Below are 16,230 nucleotides of genomic sequence, written 5' to 3'. Positions count from 1 at the left end.
GTGGCCCGGTATTCCCGCAGGCCAGGTGCCCGCTGGCCGCCTTTTGCACGAGCAGTGACCGGGGCCATCGGCGGCGCTCCGCCCGCACAGCCGGCCCGCTCAGAACAGCTGCAGCGGATACACCTCGAACGACGTGGCGAACCGGGTCCCGAGCCGGGTGCCGTCGCCCCGGGCCAGGCCCTCCAGGAACTCGGCCGGCTCCGGATGGCCGTCGAGCGCGCCCAGGTACCCGGCATGCGCCTCCAGCGACCGGACGCCCAGCTCGAACGTGTCGGTGGTGTCGACGCCGTGCCGGGCTTCCGGCGAGCCGCCGGCCCAGATGGCGCGCACCTTGTTCCACGGCTCGTGCCCTTCGTCGAGCAGGTCGCGGAAGACCCAGCGGTTGCCGGCGTCGCGGGCGGCGTCGAGCACGGCCCGCCCGACGGCGATGTGGTCGGCCTGGTTCAGGACCACGCCGCCGAACGTCTCGCGGAAGTTCCCGGTGACGATGATGTCGGGCCGGTGCCGGCGGATCACCCGGGCCAGGTCGCGGCGCAGGGGCAGCCCGTACTCGACCACGCCGTCGGGGTAGCCGAGGAACTCGACGACGTCGACGCCGACCACGCGGGCGGCGTCGCGTTCCTCCTTCTCACGCAGCGGGCCGACCTCTTCCGGCGCCATGCTGTCGATGCCGGCCTCGCCGCTGGTGACCATGCAGTACACGATGGACTTGCCCTGGGCCGTCCAGCGCGCGATGGCCGCCGCCGCGCCGTACTCGACGTCGTCGGGGTGGGCGGCGATGACGAGGCCGCGTTCCCAGTCCTCCGGCAGCGGCTCGAGCGGCTCGGGCGCGACCACGTGCTCCGTCATGTCAGACCTCCCACCAGGATCCTGGCGCGGCCAGCTCCACCGGGCCGTCGTAGACCGCGCCGGCGCTGGCGACGGCGCGCTGCGGATCGCCCCATGGTGGCACGTGGGTGACGACGAGTCGACGGACCCCGGCCGCGGCGGCGTGCTCGCCGGCCTGCCGCCCGGTGAGGTGGATCCCGGGCGGGTTGTCGTCGCCGTCGTCGTACGCTGCCTCGCACAGCAGCAGGTCAGCGCGGTCGGCCAGCTCGACCAGGGCGTCGCTGGGGGCGGTGTCGCCGCTGTACACGAGCGTGCGGCCGGCGTGTGAGACGCGGATGGCGTAGGCGGGGACCGGATGCGGCACCGCCACCGCCCGCACGTCGAACGGTCCGATCCGGAAGATTCCGCTCGGGAAGGCGCGGAAGTCGAACTCGCCGGACAGCCCCGGCTGCGGCTCCTTGCCGTAGGCGGCGGCCATCCGCTCCCCCGCGCCGTCCGGCCCGTAGACCGGGATTCGCCGCGGCGACGACACCCCGTAGCGCAGGGCGACATAGAGTCCGCACAGGTCCATGCAGTGATCCGGGTGCAGGTGACTGAGAACGACGGCTTCCAGCTCGGCGAGGCCGGTCAGGCCGACGTGCCGTTGCAACGGGCTCAGCGCGCCGTTGCCGAGGTCGACCACCAGCCGGGCGCCGTCGGCCTCGACGAGGTACGCGGACGCGGGCGACTCCGGTCCGGGCACGGAGCCGGAGCAGCCGAGGACGGTGAGCCTCACGGCGCGACCGCCTCTCCTCGGCCGAGGTACGTTTCTTCGCCAAGGCCGGAGGGGTCGTGGCGGATGACCGGCAGCTCGGTGGTCTCCTCGACGGAGGAGACCTCTGGGCCGAGGAAGCGCCGGCCCAGCTCACGGAAGGGCCGGGCGTCGCCGGTGGACCGGAACTGGTGCCGCGGTGGCGGCAGGGTGTCCGCGCGCATCAGGCGCTGCGCGGCGAGGACGCGGTAGACGTCCTTGGCCGTCTCCTCGGCGCTGCTGACCAGCGTGACGTCCTCACCCATGACGTAGGAGATGACGCCGGTGAGCAGCGGATAGTGGGTGCAGCCGAGAACCAGGGTGTCGACGCCGGCGGCCCGGACCGGGTCGAGGTACTCGTGCGCGGCCTGCTCCAGCTCCGGGCCGTGGGTGACGCCGGCCTCGACGAACTCGACGAACCGGGGGCAGGCCTGCGCGGTGATGCGTAGTTGCGGCGCGGCGGCGAAGGAGTCCTCGTACGCGCGTGACGTGACGGTGGCCCGGGTGCCGATGACGCCGACGTGGCCGTTGCGGGTGGCCGCGACCGCGCGACGCACGGCCGGCTGGATCACCTCGACGACGGGGACGTCGTAACGTTCGCGGGCGTCGCGCAGGACCGCGCTACTGGCCGAGTTGCACGCGATGACCAGGAGCTTCACGCCCTCGGCGACGAGGGTGTCCATGACGTCGAGCGCGAAAGCCCGCACCTGGGCGATGGGCCGCGGGCCGTACGGGCCGCGCGAGGTGTCGCCGACGTAGAGGACCGGTTCGTGCGGGAGCTGGTCGAGGACGGCCCGGGCGACCGTCAACCCGCCCACGCCGCTGTCGAAGATCCCGATCGGTGCGTCGCTCATCGGACCAGAGCGTACGCCGGACCGGCGCCGCGCACGCCGAGACGTGTCCAACGCCACGCCGGGCCTCCCGTGATCCCGAGGTCAGCGCGAACGGCGGTAGTACAGGACCGCGTTGCCGCTCTCGAACGTCCGCACGTCGGTGAGGTCGAACGCCGTCGGCGAGAACCCCGTCGCGAACATGGGCAGGCCGGTGCCGGCCACCACCGGGTACTGCTTGACGATCAGCCGGTCGATCTCCGGGAGCACCTGGCCCGCCAGGTGAGCGCCGCCGGCCAGGTAGACGTCCAACGGCGAGTCCTCCGCTTTGAGCGTTCGCACCAGCTCGAGCGGGTCGGTGCCGATCACCGTCACCGCCGGGTCCGGGCTCTCGGCCAGTGACGTCGTGACGACGTACTGCCGCAGGTGGGCGTACGGGCTGGTGATCCCGATCTCGAGCGCCGGGTCGTAGGTGCGGCGGCCCATGACGATGGTGTCGAAGCTGCGGTTCGGGACGTCGTCGATGCCGGCCTGGCGGCGGACGTGCGTCGGCAGCGTGTCGCCGTACTCGCCCGTCATCCAGGCCGCGTACTCGTCGGAGCTGGGGTAGAAGTCCACCTCGTCCTGCGGCCCGGCGATGTAGCCGTCGATCGACACGGCGATGTAGTACACGAGGTCACGCATGGGACGTCTCCAACTCCATGATCATGGCGGGTCTTGTAGCGCTACAGCAGCACAAACCCCGCCATGATCACCAGCGGGCCGAGCACACCTAGGCCCAGAGCTGGCCGTCCAGCCGGTCCTCGGCGTCGTCGAGCGTGCCCTCGTAGGCACCGGTGGACAGGTACTTCCAGCCGGCGTCGGCGACGACGAACGCGATGTCGGCGCGCCGACCCTCCGCCACGGCCTTGCCGGCGATACCGATGGCGGCGTGGACGACCGCTCCCGTGGAGATGCCCGCGAAGATGCCCTCCTGCTCCAGCAGCTCGCGGGTGCGGCGGACGGCGTCGCGCGGACCCACCGAGTACCGCGAGGTGAGCACCGACTCGTCGTACAACTCCGGCACGAAACCCTCGCCGAGATTGCGCAGCCCGTAGACGAGTTCGCCGTACCGTGGCTCGGCGGCGATGATCTGCACGTCCGGCAGCTTCTCGCGCAGGTACCGGCCGACGCCCATCAGCGTCCCCGTCGTCCCCAGGCCGGCCACGAAGTGGGTGATCTCGGGCAGGTCCTGCAACAGCTCCGGGCCGGTGGTCTCGTAGTGCGCCAGCGCGTTGGCCGGGTTGCCGTACTGGTAAAGCATGACCCAGTCGGGGTTCTGCTCGGCCAGCCCCTTCGCCACCCGGACGGCCTCGTTGGAGCCGCCGGCCGCCGGCGACGGGATGATCTCCGCGCCCCACATGGACAGCAGCTGCCGCCGCTCGATCGACGTGTTCTCGGGCATGATGCAGACCAGCCGGTAGCCCTTGAGCTTGGCGGCCATGGCCAGCGAGATGCCGGTGTTGCCGGAGGTGGGCTCGAGGATGGTGGCGCCCGGCCGGAGCCGGCCGTCGGCCTCCGCGGCCTCGATCATCCGGAGGGCCGGCCGGTCCTTCACCGAGCCGGTCGGGTTGCGGTCCTCGAGCTTCGCCCACAGCCGGACCTGCGCCGACGGCGACAGCCGCGGCAGCCCGACGAGCGGGGTGCGGCCCAGCGAGTCCAGCAGGGACTCGTAGCGCATCAGCTGCCCCCGGCCACCGCGGGCAGCACCGTGACGGAGTCGCCGTCGGACAGCGGCGCCTTCTCCGCGCCCAGGAAGCGGACGTCCTCGTCGTTCACGTAGACGTTCACGAACCGCCGCAGCGCACCGTTCTCGGTCAACCGCTCACGCAGGCCCGGATGCCGGGTCTCCAGGTCGTCGATGAGCTCCGACAACGTGCCACCGGCGCCCTCGACGGTCTTCGCGCCACCGGTGTACTGACGCAGGATCGTGGGGATGCGGACCTCGACGGCCATCGACGTTCTCCTGGAGGTGAAAGGGACGGTCACCCGCAGCAACCACCACGGACGGGTCCATCATTCCCCATCGAGGACGACGACCTCCTCCTCGGTCACCTCGCCGTCCACGATGCGGAACGAGCGGAACTCGTCGTCGGCGCCGTCCCGCGTGGACACGAGGACGTAGTGCGCGCCGGGCTCGTTCGCGTAGGAGATGTCGGTACGCGACGGGTACGCCTCGGTGGCGGTGTGCGAGTGGTAGATGACCACCGGCTCCTCGTCGTTGTCGTCCATCTCCCGGTAGAGCCGCAGCAGGTCCATGGAGTCGAACTCGTAGAACGTCGGTGAGCGGGCGGCGTTGAGCATCGGGATGAAGCGCTCCGGCCGGTCACTTCCGGCGGGCCCGGCGATGACGCCGCACGCCTCGTCCGGGTGGTCGCGGCGGGCGTGGGCCAGGATGGCGTCGACGTGGTCGCGGCGGATGCTCAGCACGGCTCACAGGATAGATACTCGCCCCGACCGGGCCACCACCAGGCGTCTTCACGCTTCAGCAGGCAAGCATCCCTGGTGGCACGGGAGCACCCATGGTCCACGTGATCATTTCCGGGTCGCCGGGCGTCATTCCAGGGCCGACGACAACGTGCGGACCAGCGTCTCCTGGACCCAGCCGAGCCAGTCGTAGACGTCGTGGACGTGGCGGCGCGGGTCGTCCTCGTCGAGGGCCAGCCAGTCGTCCTCGTCGCCATCGGTGACACCGAGCCGGGTGCCCAGTGCCAGCCGCAGATCCGTGAGAGTTCGCAGCCACGCCTCGGACTGGTCGGCGTCGAGCTCGATGCGCAGCTTCTCGCGCGACTTGGCCGAACCGCCCGAGGCTCCGGCGGCGCCGTCGGCGGTGGCCAGCGACGCCAGCACGGTGGCGGCCGCGGCGGCCTTGCGGTCGCGCAGCCCGCGCTCGGTGAAGCGGCGGAAGTCGGAGGCGGCCTCGTCGTCCTCGCGGTAGGCGTCGGGGAACAGCCGCAGCAACACCGGGTCGGTGGGACGAGAGGGCGCATCGTCGCCGAGACCCAGCTCAGCGGCCCAGACGTCGCCGGCCTTGGTGTCGGTGGGCTCGTCGTGCACCAGTTCGAGCAGCTGCCCGACCAGCGAGCGCAGCAGCTCGACCTCGACGACGTGGAACGACGCGGCGACGACGCCTCCGCGAGCTCGACGGAACGCGGTGCTCAGACTCGGTCCCCCGCCTTCTGCAGCGTGGCCCACAGGCCATACGCATGCATGGCCTCCACGTCCCGCTCCATCTCCTCGCGCGTGCCCGAGGACACGATGGCCTTGCCCTTCTCGTGCACATCGAGCATGAGCTTCTCGGCCTTGACCTTCGAATAGGCGAAGTATGTCTGAAAGACGTACGTGACGTACGACATCAGGTTCACCGGATCGTTCCACACCACCGTGACCCAGGGAACGTCGGCCTGCGGAACCTCCGCGGCCTCCGGACGCTCGATCTCGACGGGTGCGGTCATCATGGCCCCCAATGGTGTCATCTTCCGGCCATCACCCCGCGCCACTGGCTGACAAGCGCAACTCAGCGCCGGACCCGGGCTCCTCTCTCCGGCTCCGACATCTCATCATCCCCCTCACGCCACGGCTTTGCCAGTCCGGCCTTTATCTGGGCGATTCCGGCCACGGCGCACGGCCGGACCGCCGGAATGCCGGGCCTTTCACGGTCACGCCGCATAGTCTGAGGGTGTGTCGGCTACGACGGCGCTACTCACGGACCACTACGAGTTGACGATGCTCCAGGCCGCACTCGCCCGGGGTACCGCTGGGCGACGCTCGGTCTTCGAGGTCTTCGGCCGCAGGCTCCCCGGCGCGCGCCGCTACGGAGTGGTGGCCGGCACCGGGCGGCTGCTGGACGCCATCGAGAAGTTCCGTTTCGACGACGACTCCCTGGCCTTCCTGGAACGTGCTCAGGTCGTGGACGCGCCGACCCTGGAGTGGCTGTCGGGCTACCGGTTCAGCGGTGACGTCTGGGGTTACGGCGAGGGCGACGCCTACTTCCCGAACTCGCCGGTGCTGGTGGTCGAGGCCAGCTTCGCCGAGGCGGTGGTGCTGGAGACGCTGGCGCTGTCGGTGCTGAACTTCGACTCCGCGGTCGCCACCGCGGCGTCCCGGATGACGACGGCGGCGGGCCGGCGCCCGTGCATCGAGATGGGCTCGCGGCGGGCCCACGAGCAGGCGGCCGTCGCGGCGGCCCGTGCGGCATACATCGCCGGCTTCGCCGCCAGCAGCAACCTGGAAGCCGGCCGCAGCTTCGGGGTGCCCACCCGCGGCACCAGCGCGCATTCGTTCACCCTGCTGCACGACACCGAGCGCGACGCGTTCACTGCCCAGGTCGACTCGCTCGGCAAGGGCACGACGTTGCTGGTCGATACCTACGACGTCGCCGAAGCGGTTCAGCTGGGCGTCGAGATCGCCGGCTCGTCACTGGGCGCGGTCCGGCTGGACTCCGGCGACCTACTCTCGATGGCCGCCGAGGTACGGCAGCAGCTGGACTCGCTGGGCGCCACCGAAACCAAGATCGTCGTCACCAGCGACCTCGACGAGCACGCCATCGCCGCGCTCGCCGCCGCCCCCGTCGACGGCTACGGCGTGGGCACCGCGCTGGTAACCGGCGCGGGCACCCCCACCGCGGGCCTGGTGTACAAACTCGTCGCCCGCGAGGACGACGACGGCCGCCTGGTCTCGGTCGAGAAGAAGAGCTCCGGGAAGGTGAGCCACGGCGGCCGCAAGTACGCACTGCGCCGGCTCGGCGCCCGCGGATTCGCGGAGGCCGAGGTCATCGGCGTCGGACGGCCCCCGGACGATGACGGCCGCGGTGCCGCCGACCGCCCGCTGCTGGTGCCGCTGATCCGCGACGGCGAGGTCGTCGGTCGCGAGCCGTTGGACGCGGCCCGCGACCGGCACCGCCGCGCCCGCGAGGAGCTTCCCCCCACCGCGCTGCAACTCTCGCGCGGCGGGCCAGCCATCCCGACCCACTGGGAGGAGCGGACATGAAGCGCGCACTCATCGTCGTCGACGTGCAGAACGACTTCTGCGAGGGCGGCAGCCTCGCGGTGGCCGGTGGCGCCGACGTCGCCTACGCCATCTCCGAGGTACTCAAGACCTGGACCGACGGCGACCCCTGGGAGCGCCGGTACGACTACGTCGTCGCCACCCGCGACCACCACATCGACCCCGGCGACCACTTCTCCGAGTCCCCCGACTACGTCACCAGCTGGCCGCGGCACTGTGTGGCCGGCACCGACGGCGTCGCGTTCCACCCCAACCTCGACCCGCAGCCGTTCGACGCCGTCTTCGACAAGGGCGAGTACACCGCTGCCTACTCCGGCTTCGAGGGCCGCTCCCACGACGACGTCCCGCTCGCCGACTGGCTGCGCGACCACGAGGTCGGCGCCGTCGAGGTGGTCGGCATCGCCACGGACCACTGCGTCCGCGCGACGGCCGTGGACGCGGCCCGGGCGGGCCTGGAGACGACGGTCCTGCTGGACATGACCGCCGGGGTCTCGGCCAGCAGCACCGCCCGGGCACTGGAGGAGATGCAGGCGGCCGGCGTGCGGCTCGCCGGTACGCCGGTGGTCCGGGCCTAGGCTACGAGCCGTGCGCCTCCCGGGCGTCGAGCAGGTCCTCCCAGTGCTTCGTGCTCCAGTCGCACAGCGCATCGAGCACATCCAGCATGCTGTGCCCGAGCGACGTCAACACGTACTCGACGTGCCGGCCCGGGTGTTCGGTGCGGGTGACCAGGCCGTCGCGCTCCAGGCCGCGCAGTGACGCCGTCAACGACTTCGCGCTGGCCCGGCGCATGGGGACGCGCAGCTCGGAGAAGCGGCGCGGGCCGTCCTCGAGGCAGCGGATGATCATGCCGGCCCACTTGTCCGCGAACCTGACCGGCATGAGGGTGGACGGGCAGACCGGGTCGAACATGTCCGGGTCCAGTGGCGTACGCACACTGCCACGCTACCCAAACCCGTGATCATGTTCCCTCGCGGACGCCGGCCGACCGCGAGGGAACATGATCATGGGCCTGAGCTGGGTGGTTTCGCATCGGTAACCAGGGCCTGCCCTACCGTCCCGGGGCATGACTCGAATTGTGGTGTTCGGTGCCGGCGGACGGGCCGGCCGTGCGGTGATCGGCGAAGCGGTGCGGCGCGGGATCGAGGTGACGGCGGTGGTCCGCGACCCGGCGAAACACGAGGACCTGACCTCCGCCGGCGACGGGGTGCGGCTTGCGGCCGGCGACGTGACCGACCCGGGCGGCGTCGCGCGGCTGGCGGCCGGGCACGACGCCGCCGTCAACGCCGCCGCGGATCTGACCGTCCCCGCGGCCGACTTCTTCCCCGCCTCCGTCCGGGCGCTGTCCGACGGGCTGGGCCGTGCCGGAGTGCGCCGCCTGGTCGCCGTCGGACTGGCGTCGCTGCTGCCGGACGTGACGGGAACGCCGCTGCTGGACAGCCCCGGCTACCCCCAGGAGTACCGGGAGTTCCTGCTCGGCCACGGCGCCGGGCTCGCCGAACAGCGCGCGGACCGCTCCGGCCTGGACTGGGTCGTCGTCAGCCCGGCCGGCGACTTCGACCACGGCGGGCCGCGGATCGGCCGGTACCGCGTCGTACCGGGTGACATGGCCAGCCGCATCTCCTACGCCGACCTCGCGATCGGGGTCCTGGACGAGGTCGAGCACCCGCGCCACCACCGTCTGCACCTGGGCCTGGAGACGGCGTGAGGCCGCCCGGCCGATAGGGTCGGACGACGTGACTGCCGCCGTCTGGATGATCGCCGGAGCGCCCGGTGCCGGGAAGACCACGGTCGCGCGCAAGCTCGCCGCCCAGCTGGACCCGGTGCCGGCGCTGCTGGACAAGGACACCGTCTACGCGCCCTTCGTCGTCGCGACGCTCGAGGCGCACGGCCGGCCGTTCGGCGAGCGCGAGGGCCCCTGGTACGACGAACACATCAAGGTGCACGAGTACGCCGGGCTGGCCGACACCGCCGCCGAGGTCCGGTCCGCCGGCTGTCCGGTGATCCTGGTCGCGCCGTTCAGCGGGCAGATCCGCGACCCGCAGGCGTGGGCCGCCTACACGAAGCGGCTCGGCGGCGACCCCGTCCACCTGGTCTGGGTGCGTTCGAACGGCGACACGCTGCGCGAGCGGATCATCGGCCGCGGCCACGACCGCGACGGGCAGAAGCTGGCCAACTTCGACGAGTTCACCGCGGCCACCCAGCCCGATGTGCCGCCGCCGGTGCCGCACCACCAGATCGACAACCGGCGCGGCGCCCCGCCGCTGGACGACCAGCTCCGCGCGCTCCTCCGCGCCGTCCGGAAATGATCACGTCCACCATGGGTACTCCCGCCGCGCCAGGCAAGCATTCCTGGTGATGCGGGTGCACCCATGGTGGACGTGATCATTTCCGGGCGGGGTCAGGGGAAGAGGCGCTCCAGGACCTCGGCGACGCCGTCGTCGTCGTTGTCGCCGCACCGATGGGTGGCCGCGGCGACGGCGTCCGGGTGCGCGCCGGCGACGGCGAAGGACGTGCCGGCCCAGGCGAGCATCGGGACATCGTTGGGCATGTCCCCGAAGGCCACCACGTCGTGCGCGTCGACACCCAGCTCGGCGCACAGGGTGGCCAGCGTGGACGCCTTGGAGACGCCGGCCGCGCTGATCTCGAGCACCGCGTCGCTGCCGGAGTAGGTGGCCGCGGCGAGCGACCCCACCACCGCGGCGGCCCGGTCCACGAACTCCCGCGCGTCGAGCTCGCGGTGCGCGGCCAGCAGCTTCGAGACCGGCTCGGCGAGCAGCTCGTCCAGCTCGGCCACGAGCGTGTCCTGCGGCGCCGGCCACCGGCCACGGTACGTCGGCTCGTGACCGAAGTTCAGCCGTCGCTCGACGGCGAACACCGAGCCGGGCACGCTCTCGCGGATGGCCTGGGCCACCTGCATCGCGATGTCGCCGGGCAGGCCGTGCTCCTCGATCACCGCACGCTGCCGGACGTCGTAGACCAGGGCGCCGTTGGCGCAGATGGCCAGGCCGTGCTCGCCCACGGCGTCGGCCAGCACGTCGATCCAGCGCGGTGGCCGCCCGGACACGAAGACAACGGTGGCGCCGGCCTCCTCGGCCCGGGTCAGCGCGGCGCGGCTGCGCTCGGACACCGTCCCGTCGCTACGGAGCAAGGTGCCGTCGAGGTCGGTGGCGACCACCCGCGGGGTCGAGTTCGTCATCCGTCCAGTCTGCTCGATGCGCTCCGGCCGGTTCATCCCGGCAGGGTCAACCCGGACTGGACGGCGAAGACCACCAGCTGCGCGCGGTCGCGGGCGTGCAGCTTCACCATGGCCCGGCTCACGTGCGTGCGGACGGTGGCCGGGCTGACCACCAGCTCGGCGGCGATCTCGTCGTTGGACCGGCCGGTGGCCACCCACGCGACGATCTCGCGCTCCCGCTCGGTGAGGCGGTCCAGGTCCGGATGCGGCGCGCTGGCCGGGGTGTCGGTGGCGCTGAACCGCTCGATGACCCGGCGGGTGACCGACGGAGACAGCAGCGACGCGCCGTCGGCGACCACCCGCACGGCGTGCAGCAGTTCGTCCGGCGGGGAGTCCTTGAGCACGAACCCGCTGGCCCCGCCGCGCAGCGCCTCGAAGACGTACTCATCGAGCTCGAACGTGGTGAGCACGATGACCCGGACGTCCGCGAGGTCGGGGTCGGCGGTGATCTCGCGCAGCGCCGCCAACCCGTCCAGCACGGGCATCCGGATGTCCATGAGCACGACGTCGGGCCGGGTGCGTCGCACGACCTCGACGCCGGTGCGCCCGTCGGCGGCCTCCCCGGCCAGCTCGGTGTCGTCCTCCGTCTCCAGCAGCGTGCGCAGACCCATCCGGACCAGCGCCTGGTCGTCGACCACGACGACCTTGATCGTGCCGTCACTCATGGGTCGATCCTGACATGTCCGCATCCCGGCCGGCCGACACGAGCGGAAGCCGGGCGTGGACGGCGAACCCGCCGCCGGTGCGCGGCCCGGCCTGCAGCCGGCCGCCGAGTGCCTCGGCGCGGGCCCGCATGCCGGCGATGCCGGTGCCCGAGCCGTCACCGGGAGCGTCGGCGTCGACGGCGGCGCCCGCGCCGGGCGGATCCGCCACGACCACGCCGTCGCCGGCCGCGCCCACGCCGTCGTCGGTCACGTCGATCAGCAGCTCGTCGCCGGAGTTGCTGATACGGACGTCGGCCCGGGTGGCTTCCGCGTGCCGGAGGACGTTCGTCAGCGACTCCTGCACGATCCGGTAGGCGGCCACGTCGACGTCCGGAGGCAGGTCGGCCCCGCCGGGCGGGAGGCCGGGCAGCTGCGCGGTCACCTCGACGCCGCCGGCGCGGATGCGTTCCAGCAGCACCTCGACCTCGGCCAGGCCGGGCACCGGGCGGCGGGGCGCTTCGTCGGTCATGGGGCTGCGCAGCACCTGCAGTTCCGCCCGCAGCCCGTCGAGCGAGGACCGGCTGGTGTCACGGATGGCCTCCAGCGCTTCCCGGACCTTCGCGGGATTGCGGTCGAGGACGTGCAGCGCCACGCCGGCCTGCATGGCGATGACCGCCAGGCCGTGCCCGACGGAGTCGTGCAGCTCCTGCGCCATCCGCAGCCGCTCGTCCGACACCGCCCGGCGGGCCAGCGCGGCCCGGACGTCGTCCTGCGACTCGCGCCGGGTCTTCAGGGCGGCGCCGATGGCCAGGGGCGCCCCGAACGCGGCCAGCGACGCGATCGTCAACGCGGCGCCCTGCCGCCACAGCGACGCGCCGGAGTCGTCGACCAGCCGCAGCGCCGACACCACGAAGAACGCCGCGTAGTAGGCGCCCACCCAGCGCACCGCCACGCGCGCCGTGAGCTGATAACCGAGCGTGAACGCGATCACCGGGATGGTGAGCAGGATCGGGCCGTACGCGTAGCCAGCGGCCAGGTACGCGATCACCGCGGCGCCGCTGACCAGCAGCACCGTGCGCGGGTGACGACCGCGGACGACGAACGACGCCGCCGCGACGGCGACCAGGGTGTACGCGAGCGCGTCGGGGCCGCGGGCCCAGTCCTGGCCCTGCGCGGCACCATGCGTGCCGCCGACGCCGATGAGCAGCAGCACCAGCGTGATGCCGATGTCCAGCAGCCAGCCACGAACCCGGTCCATGACACCCGACCCTAGAGTGGCGACGCCCCGTGCGGCGTCGGTCCACGTGCGTAACCGCCGTACGTCGATCTGCGTACCCGCGGTGCCGCTCCCACGCTGACGCGGGCGACACGCACCGACCGGGACCGTGGGGCCATGACGAACACCATCGTGGACACCGACCGGTTGACCAAGCGCTACGGCGAACGGCTCGCCGTGAGCGACGTGAGCCTCACCGTCCGACGCGGCGAGGTGTACGGCTTCCTCGGCCCGAACGGAGCCGGCAAGACGACCACGCTGCGCATGCTGCTCGGCCTGGTCCGCCCGACCAGCGGAACGGCGACCGTCCTCGGCCACGGGCCGGGCGATCCTGGCGCCGTCGCCCGCACCGGCGCGCTGATCGAGGGGCCGGGTTTCTACCCGTACCTCTCCGGGCGCGACAACCTGCGCGTGATGGCGCGCTACCAGCGCGTCCCCGACCGGGCGGTGGAAGCCGCCCTGCAGCGGGTGGACCTCGCCGAGCGCGGCGACGACGCGTTCAAGTCGTACTCGCTGGGGATGAAGCAACGGCTGGGTGTCGCGTCCGCCCTGCTCGGCGAGCCTGACCTGCTGGTGCTCGACGAACCCACCAACGGCCTGGACCCCGGTGGCATGGCCGACATGCGCCGGCTCATCGTCGACCTGGCCGCCCAGGGCCAGACGGTGATGCTCTCCAGTCATCTGCTGAGCGAGGTCCAGGAGATCTGCGACCGGGTCGGCGTGATCGCCGGCGGGCGGCTGCTCACCGAGAGCACCGTCAGCGAGCTGCGCGGCGGCAGCACGCTTCTGGTCCGCGCCACCCCCGTCGACCGGGCGTTGGCCGTGGCGATGCAGGTGGCCGGCGACGACGCCGTCCAGCTGCTCGACGACGGGCTGCAGGTGGAGCTCGACGAGGAGCATGCGCCGGAGCTGGTCCGGGCACTGGTAGGGGCCGGCGTCGACATCCACGAGCTCCGGCAGTCGGAGCGGTCGCTGGAGGACGTCTTCTTCGAGATGACCGGTGACCTGGAGCACGCACAGCGTGCCGCGGCGCCCGTGAAGGAGGAGCAGCGATGAGCACCACGACGACGGAGACGACAGTGCCGGCCGACACGCGACCCACGAGCGGGCCGCGCGGGATTCCCGGGCCGCTGGCCGGCCTGGCCGCGAGCGCATGCGCGGAACTGTTGCGAATACGGGCCTGGCCCGCGGTGTGGGTGATGGTGACCGTCTGGCTGCTGCTGAACCTCACGTTCTCCTACGTGTTCAACTACGTCGCCTTCGCGACCGGGTCGAGCAGCTTCGCCACCGAGGGCGTCCCGTCGGACAGCCTGCTGGCGGAGCTGCTGCCGGCGGCGATCCCGGAGATCTTCACCGGCGGGATGCCGATGTTCGGCGGGGCGATCATGTTCATCCTCGGCGCGCTGGCCACCGGCAGCGGCTACGGCTGGGGCACGTGGAAGACCACGCTCACCCAGGGCCCGGGCCGGCTGGCGGCGTTCGGCGGCACGCTGATCGCGGTGTTCACCATCGTGGCCGGGGTCGTGGCGGCGACGCTGGCCGTCGACGTCGTGGCGTCAGTGCTCATCGCCTCAGCGGAGGGCCAGTCGATCGTCTGGCCGTCGCTCGGCGCGCTGGCCGAGTCCGTCGGCGGCGGTCTGCTGATCACCGGCATGTGGGCCTCGGCCGGTGTCCTGGTCGGGGTGCTGACCCGTAGCCCCGCGCTCGCGGTGGGTCTGGGCCTGGTGTGGTCGCTGGTGGTCGAGAACCTGCTGCGCGGCGTCGGCAACCTGCTCGGCGGTGTCGAGTACGTGACGAACGTGCTGCCCGGCACCGCGTCGGGTTCGCTGGCCGGCGCGCTGGGTGGGTCGTCCGGGGGCGGCGGCGACGGCACACCGGGTGTCCTGACCGTGCTCGACGGTGGCCCGGCGGCCCTGCTGACCGCAGGCTACCTGGTTGTTTTCGCTGTCGTGGCCGCCGTCACCATGAAGCGCCGCGACGTCCCCTGAGCGCCTCCGGCCAGGTCACGCCGGCGTGGAAGCCAGCTGAAACCGATCTGAAAGCGACATGGTGTGTCATGGGCCGCGCTGCCCGTTACGGCGGGGAGTGCGGCCCCGTCGTTGCCGGCCGCTATCGACCTCACCGACGACACGATGTATCTCAGGAGATACACCACATGAGCTCCACGCTTTCCACCCGCCGGATGCGCCCGACCGGCCACGGCCGGCGCCGGCGCGCCCAGGCCGGTATCGCGCTCAGCGCCGGTCTGCTGTTCGCCGCCGGGCCCGCGGAGCTCGGTGCGGTGGGCGCGCTCGGTGGGGTCAGCCCTGGGGCCCGCGGCCACTCCACGTCCAGGCGTACGCGCCGTCGTCGCTGGCCTGGCCGCCCTCGCCGATCTCCAGCGGCCGGAACGTGTCGACCATGACCGCCAGCTCGTCGAAGTAGTCCTTGCCCAGGGAGCGCTCGATCGCGGCGGGCTGCGGTCCGTGCGAGTGCCCGCCCGGGTGCAGTGTGATGGAACCCTGGCCGATGCCGGAGCCCTTCCGCGCCTCGTAGTCGCCGCCGCAGTAGAACATGACCTCGTCGGAGTCGACGTTGGAGTGGTAGTACGGCACCGGGACGGCCAGCGGGTGGTAGTCGACCTTGCGTGGCACGAAGTTGCAGATGACGAAGTTGTAGCCCTCGAAGACCTGGTGCACCGGCGGCGGCTGGTGGATGCGGCCGGTGATCGGCTCGAAGTCGGCCACGTTGAATGTGTACGGGTAGAGACAGCCGTCCCAGCCCACGACGTCGAACGGGTGCGTCGGGTAGGTGACGATGCTGCCGACCAGGCCGGACGGGCCGTGCCCGCGGTGCTTCGTGTAGACCTCCACGTCGGCCTGTTCCACCAGGTACGGCTCGGCCGGCGCGGTCAGGTCGCGCTCGCAGTACGGCGCGTGCTCCAGGAACTGCCCGTACCGCGACAGGTACCGCTTCGGCGGCGTGATGTGCGAGTTCGCCTCGACGATGTACGCGCGCAGCGGGCCGTCCCCCGTCGGGACCCAGCGGTGCACCGTCGCCCGCGGGATGACCGCGTAGTCGCCCTGTCGCACCCGGAGCACGCCGAACATCGTCTCCAGCGTCGCTTCGCCGTCCTCGACGTAGACGCACTCGTCGCCGATCGCGTTGCGGTACAGCGGCGACGACTCTCCCGCGGCCACGTAGGCGATGCGCACGTCGCCGTTGCCCAGCAGCAGCCGTCGGCCGGTGACGACGTCGGCGGCCTTCCAGTCATGGGCCGGGAAGAGGTCGTGCGGCTTCAGGTGCAGCGGCTTGAGCGGGTGGTTCGGGATGGTGTGCGCGTCGTGGAGCTCCCAGATGCGCGAATCGACGATGGCCGAGGGCACTCCCTCGTGGTACAGCAGCGACGAGTCCGACGAGAAGCCTTCCTCGCCCATCAGCTCCTCGCGATAGAGGCCGCCGTCGGGCCGGCGGAACTGGGTGTGCCGCTTCGGCGGGATCGCACCGACACTGCGATAGAACATCTGCCGTCACCTTCTTCGGCTCGCGCACCCGACAACTATTCCGATTATCGGACACGCTTGCTCGTATATCGACCAGCG

Annotated in this window: 20 protein-coding genes; 6 read left to right on the top strand and 14 right to left on the bottom strand. The window is 71.9% G+C overall.

Annotated features, from left to right (window positions below):
• Nucleotides 1–99 precede the first annotated feature (99 nt).
• The 9 genes from JIAGA_RS0115920 to clpS form a co-directional block, all read right to left on the bottom strand.
• On the bottom strand, nt 100–849 hold the full coding sequence (locus tag JIAGA_RS0115920; protein WP_026876437.1) for a PIG-L deacetylase family protein: 750 nt from the start codon (nt 847–849) through the stop codon (nt 100–102).
• A gap of 1 nt (nt 850) precedes the next feature.
• Entirely contained in the window at nt 851–1,603 is a 753-nt protein-coding gene (locus JIAGA_RS0115915; RefSeq protein ID WP_026876436.1) for an MBL fold metallo-hydrolase, read from the bottom strand.
• Nucleotides 1,600–2,472, bottom strand: coding sequence for a glutamate racemase (gene murI / locus JIAGA_RS30155; protein WP_051426162.1), 873 nt, complete (start codon nt 2,470–2,472; stop codon nt 1,600–1,602). Before murI ends, JIAGA_RS0115915 begins: the two co-directional genes overlap by 4 nt.
• 81 nt (nt 2,473–2,553) lie before the next feature.
• On the bottom strand, nt 2,554–3,132 hold the full coding sequence (locus tag JIAGA_RS0115905) for a dihydrofolate reductase family protein (protein ID WP_026876435.1): 579 nt from the start codon (nt 3,130–3,132) through the stop codon (nt 2,554–2,556).
• 88 nt (nt 3,133–3,220) lie between these two features.
• The gene (locus JIAGA_RS0115900; RefSeq protein ID WP_026876434.1) at nt 3,221–4,171 is read right to left on the bottom strand and encodes a cysteine synthase; all 951 of its coding nucleotides are present in this window, start codon (nt 4,169–4,171) and stop codon (nt 3,221–3,223) included.
• A complete protein-coding gene (locus tag JIAGA_RS0115895; protein WP_026876433.1) occupies nt 4,168–4,443 on the bottom strand; it encodes a MoaD/ThiS family protein in 276 nt (91 codons plus the stop codon). The genes JIAGA_RS0115900 and JIAGA_RS0115895 overlap by 4 nt, the downstream gene beginning before the upstream one ends.
• A gap of 60 nt (nt 4,444–4,503) precedes the next feature.
• The gene (locus JIAGA_RS0115890; RefSeq protein ID WP_026876432.1) at nt 4,504–4,917 is read right to left on the bottom strand and encodes a M67 family metallopeptidase; all 414 of its coding nucleotides are present in this window, start codon (nt 4,915–4,917) and stop codon (nt 4,504–4,506) included.
• Between the two features lie 126 nt (nt 4,918–5,043).
• Nucleotides 5,044–5,682 (bottom strand): DUF2017 domain-containing protein, encoded by a 639-nt coding sequence (locus JIAGA_RS0115885; protein ID WP_051426161.1) that lies wholly within the window; start codon nt 5,680–5,682, stop codon nt 5,044–5,046.
• Nucleotides 5,646–5,945: an ATP-dependent Clp protease adapter ClpS gene (gene clpS, locus JIAGA_RS0115880; protein ID WP_245597192.1), complete on the bottom strand. Its 300-nt coding sequence runs from the start codon at nt 5,943–5,945 to the stop codon at nt 5,646–5,648. The genes JIAGA_RS0115885 and clpS overlap by 37 nt, the downstream gene beginning before the upstream one ends.
• Before the next feature lie 268 nt (nt 5,946–6,213).
• Between clpS and JIAGA_RS0115875 the strand changes: the two genes are divergently transcribed.
• Together JIAGA_RS0115875 and JIAGA_RS0115870 are read left to right on the top strand one after the other, a co-directional pair.
• The gene (locus JIAGA_RS0115875; RefSeq protein WP_211239936.1) at nt 6,214–7,476 is read left to right on the top strand and encodes a nicotinate phosphoribosyltransferase; all 1,263 of its coding nucleotides are present in this window, start codon (nt 6,214–6,216) and stop codon (nt 7,474–7,476) included.
• Nucleotides 7,473–8,069: an isochorismatase family protein gene (locus JIAGA_RS0115870; protein WP_026876428.1), complete on the top strand. Its 597-nt coding sequence runs from the start codon at nt 7,473–7,475 to the stop codon at nt 8,067–8,069. Before JIAGA_RS0115875 ends, JIAGA_RS0115870 begins: the two co-directional genes overlap by 4 nt.
• A gap of 1 nt (nt 8,070) precedes the next feature.
• Here JIAGA_RS0115870 and JIAGA_RS0115865 read toward each other — a convergent pair whose 3' ends face one another.
• Nucleotides 8,071–8,427 carry a winged helix-turn-helix transcriptional regulator gene (locus tag JIAGA_RS0115865; RefSeq protein WP_026876427.1) on the bottom strand — a complete coding sequence of 119 codons (357 nt, stop codon included), beginning with the start codon at nt 8,425–8,427 and terminating at the stop codon, nt 8,071–8,073.
• A 130-nt stretch (nt 8,428–8,557) separates the two neighbouring features.
• Between JIAGA_RS0115865 and JIAGA_RS0115860 the strand changes: the two genes are divergently transcribed.
• Together JIAGA_RS0115860 and JIAGA_RS0115855 are read left to right on the top strand one after the other, a co-directional pair.
• Nucleotides 8,558–9,199, top strand: coding sequence for an NAD(P)-dependent oxidoreductase (locus tag JIAGA_RS0115860; protein ID WP_026876426.1), 642 nt, complete (start codon nt 8,558–8,560; stop codon nt 9,197–9,199).
• A gap of 28 nt (nt 9,200–9,227) precedes the next feature.
• The gene (locus tag JIAGA_RS0115855) at nt 9,228–9,800 is read left to right on the top strand and encodes a P-loop nucleotide/nucleoside kinase family protein (RefSeq protein WP_026876425.1); all 573 of its coding nucleotides are present in this window, start codon (nt 9,228–9,230) and stop codon (nt 9,798–9,800) included.
• Nucleotides 9,801–9,892: 92 nt separating this feature from the next.
• Here the strand turns inward: JIAGA_RS0115855 and JIAGA_RS0115850 are convergent, their stop codons facing one another.
• From JIAGA_RS0115850 to JIAGA_RS30150, 3 genes are read right to left on the bottom strand one after another with little or no spacing between them, the layout of a single operon-like run.
• Nucleotides 9,893–10,690, bottom strand: coding sequence for a Cof-type HAD-IIB family hydrolase (locus JIAGA_RS0115850; protein ID WP_035814436.1), 798 nt, complete (start codon nt 10,688–10,690; stop codon nt 9,893–9,895).
• 32 nt (nt 10,691–10,722) lie between these two features.
• Complete coding sequence (locus tag JIAGA_RS0115845) at nt 10,723–11,394, bottom strand: response regulator transcription factor (RefSeq protein WP_035812593.1); 672 nt, start codon at nt 11,392–11,394, stop codon at nt 10,723–10,725.
• On the bottom strand, nt 11,387–12,631 hold the full coding sequence (locus JIAGA_RS30150) for a sensor histidine kinase (RefSeq protein ID WP_051426159.1): 1,245 nt from the start codon (nt 12,629–12,631) through the stop codon (nt 11,387–11,389). Before JIAGA_RS30150 ends, JIAGA_RS0115845 begins: the two co-directional genes overlap by 8 nt.
• Nucleotides 12,632–12,766: 135 nt before the next feature.
• Here JIAGA_RS30150 and JIAGA_RS0115835 point away from each other — a divergent pair, with 135 nt between their 5' ends.
• Nucleotides 12,767–13,705, top strand: coding sequence for an ATP-binding cassette domain-containing protein (locus tag JIAGA_RS0115835; RefSeq protein ID WP_026876422.1), 939 nt, complete (start codon nt 12,767–12,769; stop codon nt 13,703–13,705).
• Nucleotides 13,702–14,637 carry an ABC transporter permease gene (locus JIAGA_RS0115830; RefSeq protein WP_211239681.1) on the top strand — a complete coding sequence of 312 codons (936 nt, stop codon included), beginning with the start codon at nt 13,702–13,704 and terminating at the stop codon, nt 14,635–14,637. The genes JIAGA_RS0115835 and JIAGA_RS0115830 overlap by 4 nt, the downstream gene beginning before the upstream one ends.
• A 312-nt stretch (nt 14,638–14,949) precedes the next feature.
• On the opposite strand, the gene JIAGA_RS0115825 is transcribed toward JIAGA_RS0115830, so the two are convergent.
• Nucleotides 14,950–16,152, bottom strand: coding sequence for a homogentisate 1,2-dioxygenase (locus JIAGA_RS0115825; RefSeq protein ID WP_026876420.1), 1,203 nt, complete (start codon nt 16,150–16,152; stop codon nt 14,950–14,952).
• Nucleotides 16,153–16,230: the final 78 nt, after the last annotated feature.

Source organism: Jiangella gansuensis DSM 44835, from assembly GCF_000515395.1.
GTDB lineage: Bacteria > Actinomycetota > Actinomycetes > Jiangellales > Jiangellaceae > Jiangella > Jiangella gansuensis.
This window is presented reverse-complemented; position numbering and strand designations above follow the sequence as displayed.